This is a genomic window from Streptosporangium sp. NPDC050855 (genome assembly GCF_044456585.1).
Taxonomy (GTDB): Bacteria; Actinomycetota; Actinomycetes; order Streptosporangiales; family Streptosporangiaceae; genus Streptosporangium; species Streptosporangium longisporum.
This window is the reverse complement of the sequence record NZ_JBITFY010000032.1, coordinates 1-15,485: the sequence shown is the minus strand read 5'-3', so window position 1 is coordinate 15,485 and position 15,485 is coordinate 1. Positions and strand designations below refer to the sequence as shown.

Annotated in this window: 13 protein-coding genes; 4 read left to right on the top strand and 9 right to left on the bottom strand. The window is 72.3% G+C overall.

Annotated elements, in window-relative coordinates; genetic code table 11:
- From ACIBCT_RS37825 to ACIBCT_RS37800, 6 genes are all read right to left on the bottom strand, one after another.
- Entirely contained in the window at positions 1-975 is a 975-nt protein-coding gene (locus tag ACIBCT_RS37825; protein ID WP_399196834.1) for a copper transporter, read from the bottom strand.
- Positions 972-2,183: a putative cytokinetic ring protein SteA gene (gene steA / locus ACIBCT_RS37820; protein WP_399196833.1), complete on the bottom strand. Its 1,212-nt coding sequence runs from the start codon at positions 2,181-2,183 to the stop codon at positions 972-974. The genes ACIBCT_RS37825 and steA overlap by 4 nt, the downstream gene beginning before the upstream one ends.
- Before the next feature lie 205 nt (positions 2,184-2,388).
- On the bottom strand, positions 2,389-4,101 hold the full coding sequence (gene recN, locus ACIBCT_RS37815) for a DNA repair protein RecN (RefSeq protein WP_399196832.1): 1,713 nt from the start codon (positions 4,099-4,101) through the stop codon (positions 2,389-2,391).
- 90 nt (positions 4,102-4,191) lie between these two features.
- On the bottom strand, positions 4,192-5,097 hold the full coding sequence (locus tag ACIBCT_RS37810) for an NAD kinase (RefSeq protein ID WP_399196831.1): 906 nt from the start codon (positions 5,095-5,097) through the stop codon (positions 4,192-4,194).
- Between the two features lie 181 nt (positions 5,098-5,278).
- Positions 5,279-6,100 (bottom strand): TlyA family RNA methyltransferase, encoded by an 822-nt coding sequence (locus ACIBCT_RS37805; protein WP_399196830.1) that lies wholly within the window; start codon positions 6,098-6,100, stop codon positions 5,279-5,281.
- Positions 6,097-6,312, bottom strand: a complete 216-nt coding sequence (locus tag ACIBCT_RS37800; protein WP_399196829.1) for a hypothetical protein — start codon at positions 6,310-6,312, stop codon at positions 6,097-6,099. The genes ACIBCT_RS37805 and ACIBCT_RS37800 overlap by 4 nt, the downstream gene beginning before the upstream one ends.
- Positions 6,313-6,899: 587 nt before the next feature.
- Between ACIBCT_RS37800 and ACIBCT_RS37795 the strand changes: the two genes are divergently transcribed.
- Positions 6,900-7,247 (top strand): SCP2 sterol-binding domain-containing protein, encoded by a 348-nt coding sequence (locus tag ACIBCT_RS37795; RefSeq protein ID WP_399196828.1) that lies wholly within the window; start codon positions 6,900-6,902, stop codon positions 7,245-7,247.
- Between the two features lie 205 nt (positions 7,248-7,452).
- On the opposite strand, the gene ACIBCT_RS37790 is transcribed toward ACIBCT_RS37795, so the two are convergent.
- A complete protein-coding gene (locus ACIBCT_RS37790) occupies positions 7,453-8,475 on the bottom strand; it encodes an HAD-IIA family hydrolase (RefSeq protein WP_399196827.1) in 1,023 nt (340 codons plus the stop codon).
- A 261-nt stretch (positions 8,476-8,736) separates the two neighbouring features.
- Positions 8,737-9,168, bottom strand: coding sequence for a tetratricopeptide repeat protein (locus ACIBCT_RS37785; protein ID WP_344903551.1), 432 nt, complete (start codon positions 9,166-9,168; stop codon positions 8,737-8,739).
- Positions 9,169-9,290: 122 nt separating this feature from the next.
- Here ACIBCT_RS37785 and ACIBCT_RS37780 point away from each other — a divergent pair, with 122 nt between their 5' ends.
- Positions 9,291-10,688, top strand: coding sequence for a DUF1015 family protein (locus ACIBCT_RS37780; protein ID WP_399196826.1), 1,398 nt, complete (start codon positions 9,291-9,293; stop codon positions 10,686-10,688).
- Between the two features lie 96 nt (positions 10,689-10,784).
- Positions 10,785-11,711, top strand: coding sequence for an MBL fold metallo-hydrolase (locus ACIBCT_RS37775; protein ID WP_399196825.1), 927 nt, complete (start codon positions 10,785-10,787; stop codon positions 11,709-11,711).
- A 187-nt stretch (positions 11,712-11,898) separates the two neighbouring features.
- On the opposite strand, the gene ACIBCT_RS37770 is transcribed toward ACIBCT_RS37775, so the two are convergent.
- Positions 11,899-13,062: a hypothetical protein gene (locus ACIBCT_RS37770; RefSeq protein WP_399196824.1), complete on the bottom strand. Its 1,164-nt coding sequence runs from the start codon at positions 13,060-13,062 to the stop codon at positions 11,899-11,901.
- A gap of 3 nt (positions 13,063-13,065) precedes the next feature.
- Between ACIBCT_RS37770 and ACIBCT_RS37765 the strand changes: the two genes are divergently transcribed.
- Positions 13,066-13,455 (top strand): hypothetical protein, encoded by a 390-nt coding sequence (locus ACIBCT_RS37765; RefSeq protein ID WP_399196823.1) that lies wholly within the window; start codon positions 13,066-13,068, stop codon positions 13,453-13,455.
- The last annotated feature ends 2,030 nt before the right edge of the window (positions 13,456-15,485 follow it).

Sequence of the window (15,485 nt, the reverse complement as noted above, 5' to 3'; positions counted from 1 at the left end):
TCATCCTCCGGAGGTGGCCGTGGCGGCCGTGGGGGTCGGCGTCGCGCTGGGCTCGATGCCGGAGACGCCGGGGCCTATGCCGTACTGGCCGGCCAGCCCGGTCAGTTGCTCCCGGAGAGCGTAGACCACCACGACCCGTCCCGCGGGCATATCGACGGTGTCGACGGTGGAGATCTTCTCGGTGAAGGCGGCGTCGTCGCGGATCGCGGTGATGACCCCGCCGGTCGCCGCCGCGGTCTGCGTACCGGCCAGCACGGCGCCCTGGCCCGCCTCGTCCAGGCCGAGCGCCAGCGTGACCAGCGCGCGCGCCTGCTGGGCGGCGTCGTCACCGGTGTACGCCTCGGCCGGGGCGATCACCAGCGCCAGGTCCGCGCGCCTGGCCGGGGTGTCGGTGACGCTGATCAGGCCGCCGCGCTGGAAGGCGTCGAGGATGCCGGCGCCCGCCGGGTGCTCCTCGCCCGCCTGGCCGGGGTCGGTCGTCACGATCGCGCCGGCGAGCACCTCGGCCGCCTTGTCGTAGGCGGTGTCCTCGGCCGCGAAGACGGTCTCGGGGGCCTTGGCCCCGACCGCCAGCTTGTCGACGAAGCCCACCTGGTCGGGGTCGACGTACCTCTCGGCGAGGGTGACCCGGCCGGTCACGGTCGCCCCGGCCTCCTCGAGCACCTCCTGCGCCGCCTCGCGCACGGCCGTCGCGGCGCCGGGCGCCTCGACGATCACGACGCGCTTGCCGGTCAGCGCGTCCTGGACGAGCCGGGGGGTGTCGCCGACGACGAAGGCGTCGTTGGCGGCCTCGCGCTTCTGCAGGGTCTCCACCTGCTCGCGGAGCTCGTTGTTGCCCTCGCGGAACTGGTTGACGGCCAGCTCGCTCGCCTTGATGACGGGGTCCTCCAGCAGGGTGGTGCCCAGCACGATGCCGACCGACAGGGCCAGGAAGATCGCGACGATGGAGACGAGGTGATAGCGGAAATCGATCACGAGAAGAGTCCGACCAGCCAGAAGATGAAGCCGCTCCAGACGTCGCGCATGCTGTCCAGCCAGATCTTGCCCACCGGGGAGACGACGATCGCCACCCCCATGGTGATCAGCGTGGTGGCGACGAGCAGGAGCAGGGACGGAGTGGATATCCGGCTGCGGTAGAGCCGGCTGACGCCCTTGGCGTCGACGAGCTTGCTGCCCACCCTCAGCCGGGTGAGGAAGGTGCTGGCCATGCCCGAGCGGCCCTTGTCGAGGAACTCCACCAGCGTCGCGTGGGTGCCGACGGCGACGATGAGGTCGGCGCCCTTGTCGTCGGCGAGCAGCATGGCGATGTCCTCGCTGGTCCCGATGGCCGGGAAGAGCACCGCGCTGCGGCCGAGCTGCTGGACCCGTTCCAGCCCCGGCGCCCTGCCGTCGCGGTAGGCGTGCACGATCAGCTCCGCGCCGGTGCAGATCGCCTTGGTGGAGACCGAGTCGAAGTCGCCCACGATGATGTCGGGCGTGTAGCCCGCCTCCAGCAGCGCGTCGGCGCCGCCGTCCACCGCGACCATGACCGGCCGGTACTCGCGGATGTAGGGGCGAAGGGCGGCGATGTCCTCCTTGTAGTGGTAGCCGCGCACCACGATGAGGACGTGCCTGCCCTCCATCACGGTCCGCACCTCGGGCACGCCGATCCCGTCGATGAGCAGGTCGCGCTCGCGGCGGACGTACTCCATGGTGTTGGCGGCGAACGCCTCGATCTGCACGGTCAGCCCGGCGCGCGCCTCGCTCATCGCGGCCTCGATGGACTCGGTGGTCTGCACGTCGCCCTTGCCGACCGCCTCCTCCCCCAGGTACACGACGCCCTCGTGCAGCCGGACCAGGTCGCCGTCCTTGATGCGCTCGAACAGCTCGGGGGTGGCGTTGTCGATGAACGGCACCCCGGCCTCGACGATGATCTGCGGGCCCAGGTTCGGGTAGCGGCCGCTGATGCCCGCGGCGACGTCGACGACGCCCGCCGCGCCGCACGCGACAAGCGCCTCCGCGCTCACCCGGTCAACGTCAACGTGATCGATAATCGCGATTTCCCCGGCCCTGAGGCGCTTGGTCAGCCTCTTGGTCCGCCGATCGATTCTCGCCACTGCCGTCACCCCGGGAAGGTCCGTGACCTTCCTGCGGCGGAGGTACCCCGTGAGCCTGTCCTGCAGCCCGTCAATCGGCACCTTCATCACGCCCATCCTGCCAGAGGGAACGACCGGGAGAGCCAAACAGGCGGCAGCGTGTCAGATACGTCACAGGACGAGCCTGCCTCCCGTTTCCCCGGAACGGGCGCGTCTCCCCTTCGCGTGCCCGCCCTCGCACCCGCCCTTGCGGCCGTCACGCCGTGATCACGCCGGGGGCGGGCGCTCCTTCACACCGTCACGTGCCCGCCGGTCACGCCTTGTCGGCGGCGGCGATCGACAGCAGCTCCTGCGCGTGCGCGCGGCCCAGCTCGGAGTCCTCCAGGCCGGCGAGCATCCGGGACAGCTCCCGTGCCCGGCCGTCCATGTCCAGGGCGATCACGCCGCTGCGCACCACGCTGCCGTCGTCGGCCTTCTCCACCACCAGGTGCTGGTCGGCGAAGGCCGCCACCTGCGGCAGGTGGGTGACGACGATCACCTGCGAGGTGCGGGCCAGCCTGGCCAGCCTGCGGCCGATCTCCACGGCGGCCTTGCCGCCCACCCCCGCGTCGACCTCGTCGAAGACGAACGTCGGGACCGGGTCGGCGCCGGCGAACACCACCTCGATGGCGAGCATCACCCGGCTCAGCTCACCGCCGGAGGCGCCCTTGTTCAGCGGCAGCGGCGGCGAGGCCGGGTGCGGGGACAGGCGCAGCTCGACCTCGTCGACGCCGTGCGGGCCGAACTCGGAGGCGGCGGTGATGACGACCACCACTCGGGCGTGCGGCATGGCCAGCGCGGTCAGCTCCTCGGTCACCGCCTGCCCGAACCGCTCCGCCGCCGCCGTCCTGACCCGGGTCAGCTCGGCGGCCAGCTCGGTGAGCAGCTCGGTGAGCTCCTCCTGCTCGCGGGTGAGCTCGGCGATGCGGTCGTCGTCGCCGTCGAGCTCGGCGACGCGCGCGGCCGCCCGCGCCGCCCAGGCCAGCACCTCGTGCGTGTCCTGGCCGTACCTGCGGATGACGTGGATGAGCTCGGCCCGCCGCTCCTGCACGGCCGCGAGCCGGCCCGGGTCGGAGTCGACCGACTCGGCGTACGCGGCCAGCTCGGTCGCCACGTCGGAGATCAGGTAACCCGCCTCGGCGAGCCGGTCGGCGATGCCCGAAAGCGCCGGGTCGAAGTCGCGTACCGCCTCGACGGCCGTGCGGGCCTCGCCGACCAGCGCGATGGCGTCCGGCATGGCCTGCTCGCCCGACATCGGGTCGCCGAGCAGCGCCCGGTGCGCGCTCTCGGCGGCGCTGCGCAGGGAGTCGGCGTGCGAGAGCCGCTCCTCCTCCTCGCGCAGCTCGTTCTCCTCGCCGGGCTTGGGATCGGCCTTCTCGACCTCGCCGAGCCCGAACCTGAGCTGGTCGGCCTCCTGGGCGCGTTCCCTGGCCCTGGTGGTGAGCTCGGCCAGCTGCTCGGCGGCCTTGCGGTGCCGCTTGTAGGCCTGCTCGTAGGCGCGCAGCGGCTTGACCAGCTCCTCACCGGCGTAGCGGTCGAGGGCGGCGCGCTGCCGTCCGGCCTGCAGCAGCCGCTGCTGGTCCATCTGGCCGTGCACGGCGACCAGGTCCTCGGCGAGGTAGGTCAGGGTGCCGACCGGGACGGTGCGCCCGCCCAGCCAGGCGCGGCTGCGCCCCTCGACGGAGACGGTCCGCGAGATGATCAGCTCGCCGTCCTCGACCTGGCCGCCGAGGTCCTGCACCTGCTGGGCGACCCGGCCGGCCGGGTCGATCATCAGCGTGCCCTCGATGGTGGTCCTGTCGGAACCGGGGCGGACACGGGCGGGGTCGGCCCGACCGCCGAACAGCAGCCCCAGACCGGTGACGACCATGGTCTTGCCCGCACCCGTCTCGCCCGTGACCACGGTGAATCCCGGCGATAACACCAGGACGGCCTCATCGATCACGCCGAGCCCCTGGATGCGGACCTCCTCGACTCTGGGTCGCACTGGTCCCTCCCGTCACATCGAGTTCACCGAACATCAGTGCGGTGCGCGGGCACGATCCTACGCGCTCCGGAGGCCTCTCGCCCGGACGAACTAGGGCCTCACCCGGCCACGCCAGCCCTGAACGGGGAGATCGAATTTGGCGACCAGGCGGTCGGTGAACGGCGCCCCGGTGTCCTCCAGGCCGTGCAGCCTGGCCAGCCGTACCGGCAGCGCGGCCCGCCTGAGCTCCACCCTCGCGCCCGCGGGCAGGTCGAACCTGCGGCGGCCGTCGCACCACAGCACCGCGCCGGCCGTGTCCGGCTGGACCTCCAGCGCGAGCCTGGACCGCGGCGAGACCACCAGGGGCCGGGCGAACAGGGCGTGCGCGCTGATCGGGACCAGCAGCAGCGCCTCCACCTCGGGCCAGACGACCGGGCCGCCCGCCGAGAACGCGTACGCGGTCGAACCCGTCGGCGTGGCGCAGATCACCCCGTCGCACCCCCACCGCGACAGCGGCCGTCCGTCGATCTCGGCGACCACCTCCAGCATCCGCTCGCTCTTCTCGACGGTGGCCTCGTTCAGCGCCCAGCTGTCGGCCAGCAGCTTGCCGTTGAGGCGGGCCGTGACCTCGATGGTCATCCGCTCCTCGACGTCGTAGCGGCCCTCCACCACGCTGTCGACCGCCTCCGCCAGGTCCTCGACCTCGGCCTCGGCCAGGAAGCCCACGTGGCCGAGGTTGACGCCCAGCAGCGGCACCCCGGCCGGGCGCGCCAGCTCGGCCGCCCGCAGCAGGCTCCCGTCACCGCCGAGCACGATCATCATCTCGGCGTCGTCGACCGCCGCCGAGCCCGCGGGGACCACGTCGGCCCCGGCGCAGGCGATCTCGTCGGCCTCGGCGCTGAGGACGCGCACGGTCAGCCCGGCGTCCACGAACCGCCCGATCACCATCCGGGCGCTGTCGACCGCCGCCTCCCGCCCGGTGTGCGCGGTGACCAGCACGGTGCGCTTGGCAGTCATGTGTCTCACTCTCCCGGGTCGCCACCTGTCGTGGCCCTCCCGCCGGCCTTGCGTCGGAACCCGTCCACGAGCCTTCCCACCCGAAGGGGACCCTATGGCAGGCCCCTCCCCTGAAGGCGCCCCCGCGGGACGCCCTCCGGCCGGGGGCCTCGCGCCGGCACCTTCCGGTGGAGGTTCCTTTCTACCGGGGACCCTCCCGTACCGCGCGCTCGATCTCGGCGTCGAGGTCGGCGACCGGTGGGGGCCCCTCCCCCTTGCCGAGCCACAGGACGTACTCGACGTTGCCCGACGGGCCCGGCAGCGGGCTCGCGGTGACCCCCCGCACCTCCAGGCCGAGCGTCCCCGCGGATCGGGCCACCTCCCGCACGGACTCGGCCCGCAGCGCGGGATCCCGGACGACCCCGCCCGCGCCCACCCGTTCCCTGCCGACCTCGAACTGGGGCTTGACCAGCATCGCGAAGTCCGCCCGCCCGGCCGCGCAGCGCGTCAGGGCGGGCAGCACCAGCCGCAGGGAGATGAAGGAGAGGTCTCCGACGATCAGCGTGGGGGGCGGCTCGCCGACCAGCTCCGGGGTCAGGTCCCTGACGTTGACGCGCTCCATCACCGTGACCCTGTCGTCGGTCCGCAGCGACCACGCGAGCTGGCCGTACCCGACGTCGACGGCCAGCACGTGCTCGGCCCCGGCGCGCAGCAGCACGTCGGTGAAGCCACCGGTCGAGGCCCCCGCGTCCAGGCAGCGCCGGCCCGCCACGGTGAGCCCCCGGGGGCCGAACGCCTCCAGCGCCCCGAGGAGCTTGTGCGCCCCCCGCGAGACGTAGTCGGGCCCCTCGGCCGCCTCCGCGACCACGATCGCCGAGGCCGTGTCGACCTGGGTCGCGGGCTTCTCCGCCGTCCTGCCGCCGACGCTGACCCGCCCGGCCTCGATGAGCTGGGCCGCCTGCTCCCGGGAGCGCGCGAGCTTGCGGCGGACCAGTTCGCTGTCGAGACGTGCCCGCCTGCTCACCGGTGCCGCTCCCCCGCCTCGCCCGGCCGTTCCGCGTCCCGGCCGGGCGTGCCCGGCCGGTCGTCCACCGAGGCGAGCGCGTGCTCCAGCCCGGTGAACACCTCCTCGAAGACGTCCGCGTGCGCGGAGACGGGCAGGGCGCCGAGCCGGGCCAGGCCGCTCAGCGCGGCGTCCGCCCGCCCGTCGCCGGTCTCCTCCAGCAGGTCCGTCATGTGTCCCCTCCGGAACCTCTCCCGGTCGCTTCTCGTGCCGCGGTCGTCCCGTACGGCAGGTCCCGTACCCGTCCCCGGCCGGTCGGCCCGCCCATCCGGGCCATGTGACCGCGGGCGGGCCCGCGGACGGCGCCGGCGGGGCGTACGGGTCGTCACGCGGGCACGGCGCCCGCCGGTGCCGCGCCTGAACTCCCCGACCGTATCGGAACCCGCGTCGCCCGTCGCACCGGCGCCGGTCCCGTGTCCCGCCTGTCCGTGTCCCGCCTGTCCGTGTTCCCGTGTCCCGGACGCCTTCCGGAGCGTGTCCGGGACCGTTCCCCTGCGCGGTCGCGGGCCCGTCCCCGGGGACGTTCCGAAAATCGGCGGAACGCCCGGCGGGATCGGGGCGGGCGCGAACCATCCCGGCGATCCGATCGTTGTCATCTCGTCGGGACGGGCACCGTCCGTCCCGGACGGGCCGTACGTCATGGGGAGCATCCTTTTCCCGGCACCCCCGCGCCGGACTGCGGCCTTCCCCGTATGGAACGCTACCGTCCGTACCTGAGAGGGATCCGGGCCGGTCCGGCAGGAGAAGGGAGCGCGACGCGATGGCGACCGTCGACGAGTGCCGGACGGCACTGCGCAAACTCGGCGAGCAGTTCGACGAGGTCGACCAGGAGAGCCGCGCCAGGCACGTGGTCGAACGCAGCATCAGCTGCCACGTCAAGGATCTGGGCGTCACCTTCTACGGCCGCCTCCACCACGGCGGCCTCGGTCCCTTCGAGGACCTGGCGCCGGGCGACGACCGCAGGGCCGAGGTGAAACTGACCATCGGCAGCGACGACCTGGTCTCCCTGGTGAACGGGGAGCTCGACATGGGACGCGCCGTCTTCGGCGGCCGAGTCAAGATCGACGCCAGCTTCGGCGACCTCCTGCGCCTGCGCAGGCTCCTCTGAGGACGTCCCCGGAGCCCCGGTGCGACGGCCGGGGCGACGGGGACGCTCGGCGAGCGCGGACGAGGTCGGGCCGGGGGACCCGGACGGGAACGGCCGACGGGATCGGCGAGCGGGGAACGAGGTCGGGCCGGGGACCTGGACGGGAACGGCCGACGGGATCGGCGGGCGGGGACGGCCGGCGTGCGGACGAGGCCGGCGGGGGTGGTCAGCTGGTGGCGGCGGGGCCCCGCGGGGGCAGGACGGCGTCCAGCGCCACCTTGACCGCGTCCTCGTCCGCCCGTTCGTCGCCCACCGCCTCCCAGGTCGCCGCGGAGGCCACCCGGAGCCCGTCGAGCGGGTCGCCCTCCCCCTCCAGGGCCAGCGCGTCCCCCTCCCAGCGGGCCGTCCAGCCCTGGCAGACCCATCCCCGTTCGGTGCTCCGTACCTCCGGATAGGGCAGGTGCAGCGCCGACAGGTCGGCGGCGACGTAAGTGGGGCGGTGGCGGGGCTCGGCGGTCAGCAGGTCCAGCGGGGTCGCCACGCCGGTCAGCACCAGCAGGCTGTCGACGCCCGCGTTGGTCGCCCCCTCGATGTCGGTGTCGAGCCGGTCGCCGACCACCAGGGGCCGCCGTGATCCGGTACGGAGCATCGACTCGCGGTGCAGCGGCGGCGCGGGCTTGCCCGCCACGACCGGCTCCACCCCGGTCGCCGTGGCGATCACCCTGACCATCGAGCCGTTGCCGGGAAGCTCGCCCCTGGCCGTCGGCAGCGTCGAGTCGGTGTTCGCGGCCACGAAGAGCGCGCCACCGCGCACCGCGAGCGCCCCCTCGGCCAACAGCCCGTAGGAGAGGTCGAGGGCCATGCCCTGGACGACGGCCACCGGGGCGTCCCTGGCGGTGCTGACCGGCCGCAGGCCGTGGGCGCGCAGCGCGACGCGCAGCCCCATGCCGCCCACCACCAGGACCGCGGCGCCCGGCCCGAACCGCTCGGCCACGAGCCGCGCCGCGGCCTGGGCCGAGGTGACGACGTCCTCTGCGGTCGCCGGGGCGCCCAGATCGCTCAGGTGCTGGGCGATGGCCGCCGGGGTGCGCGAGGCGTTGTTGGTGACGTACGCCAGGCGCACGCCCCGCTCGGCCGCCTCGCGCAGGGACTCCGGAGCCCCGGGTACGGCCGCGCGCCCGAGGTACACCACCCCGTCGAGATCCAGCAGGAGGGTGTCATAGGAGTCGATCAGCGTATTCGTGTCCACCGGCCCATTCCATCACTCGTCACCGCATCGTGGATGGATCACCCGAGACTTGGTGGATCATCCGGGGCCGGTGGACCACCCGGAACGAGAGCGGGGGCCGGGGGCGGCGAATGCCGGGCGGGTGGCGGGCGGCGGGCGGCGGGTGGTGCCGGAAGGTTCGGGAGGCGGGGATTTCGGGGGTCGGGGTGGTGCCGGAGGGTTCAGGGGGCGGGGATTTCGGGGGTCGGGGCGGGGGTCGGGTGGGCGGGCGCGCGGCCCGGATCACATCCGGCGGGCGCGCAGCGTGGCGCGCACGCTCTTCAGGGCGGAGACGTAGTGCCGCAGGTCGGGCCGCATGGCCACGGCGATGGCCAGGGGCTCCTGCGCCCCCTCCATGTCCCCGGTCCGCCACAGGGACAGCCCGAGGCCGAAGTACGCGTAGTCCTCGGCCGGATTGGCGTCGATGATCCAGCGGAAGCTGTCGGCCGCGTCGGCGTACTGGCGGGAGTTGAACTGTGCCCGGGCGAGGGCCTCGCGGACGCTGCGCGACTCCGGCTCAGCGTCGGCCGCCCGCTCCAGAAGCGCGGCCGCGGCCGCGGGGCTGCCCTCGGACAGCAGCCTCATCCCTCGTTGAAACCATTCGTAGACGTCCCCGACCGGCGTTCCCGTCTCGGGACCGGGGGAATCGGACGGACCGCCACGTCCCTGGACCATCGTGTGAGGCCTCCTTCATCGACAGACGACAGATCTGACCGATCCGGCCGATTCCAGACGGGGGGCCGGACACCACCACGGCCTTGAAGTGGCTCCCGGCCGGTTCTGGCCTTTATGGCAGCATGCCCTCTATGGCGAATCCTGAACTGCCGGTACCTGACGGGCTGGTGCTACGCCCGTTCCGCGGAATACGGTTCACGGTCGACGATCTGGCCGGGGTCACCTCCCCGCCCTACGACCTCATCGACGAGGCCGGGGTGCGAGAGCTGCTCGACACCCATCCCAACAACGTGGTGCGTTTGATCCTTCCCGGCTCCGACCGCCACAGATACGCCGAGGCGCGCGCGACGCTCCACGAATGGCTCTCCTCGGGAGTGCTGGCCGCCGACGACAGGCCCGCCCTCTACGTGTACGAGCAGTCCGGGCCCGGGATCCTGCAGCGCGGGCTCATCGGGGACGTGGGGCTGGCCGGGCCGGAGTCGAACATCATCCTGCCGCACGAGGACGTCATGCCCGGCCCGGTCGCGGACCGGCTGGCACTGATGAGCACCACCGAGGCCAACCTGGAGCCCATCTTCCTGCTCTACGACGGCGCGGGGGGCGCCACCACCCACCTCGTCGACCGGATCTCCGCCTCCCGGCCGCCGCTGGCGGAGGCGGAGACCTCCGACGGCCTCCGGCACCGGCTGTGGGCCGTCACCGACGCGGAGGAGCTCGCCTCGATCGACGCCGACCTCCGCCCCCGGCAGGCCCTCATCGCCGACGGGCACCACCGCTACGCCACCTACCTGGAGCTCCAGCGTGAGCACCGGGCGGCGACGGGCGGCGAGGAGGCCGGGAGTTCCGGGGTCACCGGGACGGCCGATGCGGGAGGGACGCCGGGCTCCTCAGTCTCCGTGGAACCCGGGCCGTGGGACTTCGGCCTCGCCCTCCTGGTGGACTCCACCGCCTACCCGCCCAACCTCAAGGCCATCCACCGGGTCGTCCCGGGCCTGCCGCCCGAGGAGGCGCTGACCAAGGCCAGGGGCTCCTGGCGGGTACAGGAACACGCCGACCTGGACGAAGGGCTGGCCGCGCTGGAGAAGACCACCGGACCGGCCTACCTGCTGGCCGGCGGAGACCTCGTCCACCTGCTCAGCGACCCCGACCCCGACCAGCTCGAGCACGCCATGCCCCCGGGCCGGTCGGCCGGCTGGCGGGCGCTGAACACGTCCGTCCTGGCCGAGTTCCTGCTTCCCAAGGTGTGGGGGACGGACGACGACGAGCGGTCGGTGCACATCGTCCACCACGACCCGGAGGCCGCCGTACGGCTCGCGCGGGCCTGTGGCGGGACGGCCGTGCTGCTGCGCCCGCTGGCGGTCGACGACGTGCTCGCGGTCGCGGCCCAGGGAGAACGGGTGCCCCGCAAGTCCACCTCGTTCGGCCCCAAGCCCCGGACCGGCCTGGTGCTCCGCCTGCTCACCCCCGTGGAGACGTCCGGATCCGGGACGCCCGCGCCGGCCGGGGATCCGGCCCCTTGAGCGATTCGGGGACCTTTCCGCGTCGCCACTCCGGGAGACGCACCCAAAGAGCCGAATACTGTTCTGGAGACGCCGGTTCCATTGATGAGGTGACCCGTGGATAACATCACCGCCCTCGGCGGAGACGTCTATGAGATCGACACGAGAATGGCCGGGTACTCCGGCATCACGGCCGGTTACCTGATCCTCGGGGACCGGCCCTGCCTGGTGGAGACCGGCACCTCCACCTCCGCCCCCGTGGTCCGCGACGCCCTGACCTCCCTGGGCGTCGGCCCTCGGGACCTCGCCACGGTCGTCGTCACGCACATCCACCTGGACCATGCGGGAGGGGTCGGCGACATCGCCGGTTTCTACCCGGACGCGGAGATAGTGGTGCACGAGAAGGGCGCCCGGCACCTCGCCGACCCGTCCAGGCTGATGAGCAGTGCCCGCATGGTCTGGGGCGACAAGCTGGACGTCCTGTTCGGCGAGCTGTCCCCCACCGAGGCGTCCAGGATCCGTGCGCTCGGCGACACCGGCTCCATCGACCTCGGCAACGGGCGCACACTGAGCAGTCACTACTCCCCCGGGCACGCCAAGCACCACGTGGGGCTCGTCGACTCGGGCACCGGTGACCTGTACGTGGGAGACGCGGCCGGCGTCTACCTTCCGGAGACCGGCGACCTGCGGCCCGCCACGCCCCCACCGGATTTCGACCTGCAGACCGCGCTGGACTCCATCGCCCTGTTCGAGGCACTGGGGCCGCAACGGCTGCTCTTCAGCCACTACGGCCCGGTCACGGATGTGGAGGAGACGCTCGGGCGCTCTGCCGAGGAGCTGCGCGTCTGGGTCGACCTGACCCGGCAGGCCCACGCGGAGGGAATGGACCTGGACCACGCCGTGGCCATGGTCAGGGACCGTACCCGCGACCGCTACGCCGCCCTGAGGGGGGACGAGACGACCGCCGAGCAGTTCGAACTGCTCAGCGGCGCCCCGTCCAACGTGGCCGGGATCCTGCACTGGCTGAACCGGGTCCAGCCCTGAGGGACCCGTGGCCTCCGTCCTCGACGGCAGGCCACGGGCGGACACCCTTGTGGGACGTCCGGATCGGTACGGGATCGTGCCGTCACGGGACGTCCCGGGCCGTCACGGGATCTCGTCCGTCACGGGCATGTCTCGTACCGCCGCGGAGCGGTGAACCGTCTCCGCGGCGGTACGAGGCCGTTCTGGACTACTTCTTGTCGTTCCTGCTCCGGTGAGCGCGGCCGGAGTCGCCGTCCCGGCCAGGGCCGATCTCGTCCTCGTCATCGGGGTCGATGTCAGGGACATCGCTGAGAATGTCCCCGAAGTCGGGCTCGATGAACGCCGGTCCGACGAGGTCGGCCTTGCCGGCCTTCTGGACCTTGGGCTCGGTCTTCTCCCGGGTCCCGGACTCGGCCGCCTCCGTGGAAGGCTCGTCCCCCGAAGGGCCGGCGTCGGCGGTGGACCCGCCGGCCGGAACCTCTCCGGTCACGGACCGGTCGTCCTCTTCCTCGTCGTCATCCTCGTCGTCGAGATCCTCGAGATCCTCGAGATCCTCGAGATCGTCGTCCTCGGCGTCCGCGCCCAGGGGGGCGTCACCGTGCTCCGCGTCGTCCTCGTCCTCGTCGGCGTCCTCGTCGTCCTCGACGGTGAGCACGTCATCGGCGGTGGGCACATCGTCGTCATCGTCGGTGTCCTCGATGACTCCGGTCTCTCCGAGATTCCCGGTGTCCCCGGCGTCGATCTCGTCGTCGGCGAGGGCGTCTCCGGCGTCGATCGCCTCGTCGTCCTCGTCCTCTTCGAGATCCTCGATGACGGATCCGGTCAGCTCCGCGTAGCGCTCGGCCGCGTCGGTCTCACCGTCCTCGTCGAAGGCCATCGCACGGCCGAACCACTCGGTCGCGGGCTCCTCGTGTCCGGCTGCGGCCAGCGCGTCGGCGTACGCGAACGCCAGACGGGCCGACCAGGGCTGGGGGCGCGTGTCCCGCAGCTCGGGAAGACGCTGAAGGGTGATGACCGCCGCGTCGTTCTGGCCGAGATCCCTGCGGGCACCGGACTCCACGATGGCCAGTTCGATCTTGCCGACGCGGTCCAGCCGCTCGGCCTCCTTGGAGCGGACCAGATCGAGGGCGCGTTCGGGCCGCCCGAGACCGCGCTCGCAGTCGGCCATGACCGGCAGGAAGGAGTCGGACCCCGTCATCCGGCGGGCCGCGCGCAGGTCGCTGAGCGCCTCGGCGAAGTGACCGGCACGGTAGGCGGCGATGCCCACGGCCTCACGGATCACGCCGATCCTGGCCGCGAAACGCCGTGCGACCTTGGTGTGCTCATACGCCCGCTCCGCGTCGTCCTCGCCGAGGGCCCTCTCCGCCGCCACCAGGTGACGCGAGATCAGATCGGCGAGATCGAGCGGGAGGGAGCGCAGCTCCTCGCGGATCTCCTTGTCGAGCTCCTCCGCGGTGATGTCCGGAGCGAGCTCCGGCAGTTCCTCACGCTGGCGGGGAGCCTCCTCCTGGCCGCCGAACCGGTCGTCGCGGCCATAGCGGGTACGGGACCCCTCACCGTCGCGGTCACCGAAGGGGCGTCCGCCGGGCCGGTCGTCGCGGTTGAACGGCCTGCGCTCGCCGCCACGGTCGTCACGGTTGTAGGAGGGGCGGTCCCCGCCACGGTCGTCACGGTTGAACGGAGGACGACTCCCACCGCGATCGTCGCGGTTGAACGGAGGACGACTCCCACCGCGGTCGTCGCGGTTGAAGGACGGCCGGCCTGAACCGCGGTCGTCACGGTTGAACGGGGGCCGGCCGGATCCGCGATCGTCGCGGTTGAACGGCTTGCGCTCCCCGTCGGGACGCGAACCATAACGCTCACGCGACTGGTCACGATCACCGTACGAAGGGCTCCCACCACGATCATCGCGGTTGAACGGGGGACGCCCGGAGCCACGGTCGTCGCGGTTGAACGGAGGACGGCTCCCACCACGGTCATCGCGGTTGAAGGGGGGACGCTCTCCGCCACGGTTGTAGGAGGGGCGGTCCCCCCCGCGGTCGTCGCGGTTGTAGGAGGGACGGTCCCCACGGTCACCCCGGTAACCGCCACCGGGACGGTCGTCACGGTTGAACGGGGGACGACTCCCACCACGGTCATCGCGACCGGCCGGGGGCCGGCCCGATCCGCGGTCATCACGGTTGAACGGCTTACGCTCCCCGTCAGGACGCGAACCATAACGCTCACGCGACTGATCACGATCACCGTACGAACGACTCCCACCACGATCATCGCGGTTGAACGAGGGACGATCCCCACCACCACGAGCATCACGGTTGAACGGAGGACGCTCTCCACGGTCGCCGCCGCGGTAGCCACCACCGGGACGATCGTCACGGTTGAACGGAGGACGCCCGGATCCGCGGTCGTCGCGGTTGAACGGCCTGCGCTCGCCGCCACGGTCGTCACGGTTGTAGGAGGGGCGGTCCCCGCCACGGTCGTCACGGTTGAACGGAGGACGACTCCCACCGCGATCGTCGCGGTTGAAGGGGGGACGCTCTCCGCCACGGTTGTAGGAGGGACGGTCCCCACGGTCACCCCGGTAACCGCCACCGGGACGGTCGTCACGGTTGAACGGGGGACGACTCCCACCACGGTCATCGCGACCGGCCGGGGGCCGGCCCGATCCGCGGTCATCACGGTTGAACGGCTTACGCTCCCCGTCAGGACGCGAACCATAACGCTCACGCGACTGATCACGATCACCATACGAACGACTCCCACCACGATCATCGCGGTTGAACGAGGGACGATCCCCACCACCACGAGCATCACGGTTGAACGGAGGACGCTCTCCACGGTCGCCGCCGCGGTTGTCGCGGTTGAACGGCGGGCGGTCGTCCCGGTTGTAGGACGGCCTGTCACCACGGTCACGAGAGCCGTAGGAACCTCCGCGACTCTGATCGCGGTCACCATAGGAACGCTGGCCGCCTTCACGCGGCCCTGAGGGCCTCTGCCCACCGCCCGGACGGTCGTCACGGTTGAACGGGGGGCGCCCGGAACCACGGTCGTCACGGTTGAACGGAGGACGGCCGGCGCCACGGTCGTCCCGGTTGTAGGACGGCCTGTCGCCACGATCGCGAGAGCCGTAGGAACCACTCGGGCGCCCTTCGCGGCGCTCACCATATCGGGGACCGTCTCCCGGACGTCCCCTGTCGCCACCCGCGCGATCGCCGCGGTAGCCTCCCTGACCGCCAGATCCGCGGTTCTCGCTCTCTTCTCGTCGGCCCGCGTCGTCGCGCCCGCTGTCACTGTTCACTTCTGGTCCATTCGTTGGCTCACTCTGCGAGCGCGTCCCATCTCTTCGATCGGATGGGGCATTCGCCGTGTGGGCGGTTTCCGGCCGCGGGGTGCGCCCCGTTCGCTATCGCTGCCCCGCCCTATCGTGGTCCGGCGCGACGAAGGCCACCCGCTGGTGGGGTGGCCCGGCTCCTCCAGCCTAGCAAGCTCCCGAAACTCCACGAGCCCTTCTCCGATGCCACCGAAGGGGCGTATGAGGTGGGTACGTCATACGGGGCCTGGGACGCGTGACGACACACTCTCGCCTCGCCCTCGCAGGACACGCCCAGAAAAGGCCCCCGCAGAAAAGCCAGGGGCCCGCTGGAGAAGAACCCCACCAAGGCCAGAAGAACCCCCCGGGAAAGAACCCTCGGGAAGCAAGAAGCACCCCGGGAAACACGAAGGGCCCCCACCAACGGTGAGGGCCCCACATGAAAAAGATTGTCCGGCGGTGACCTACTCTCCCACACCGTCCCC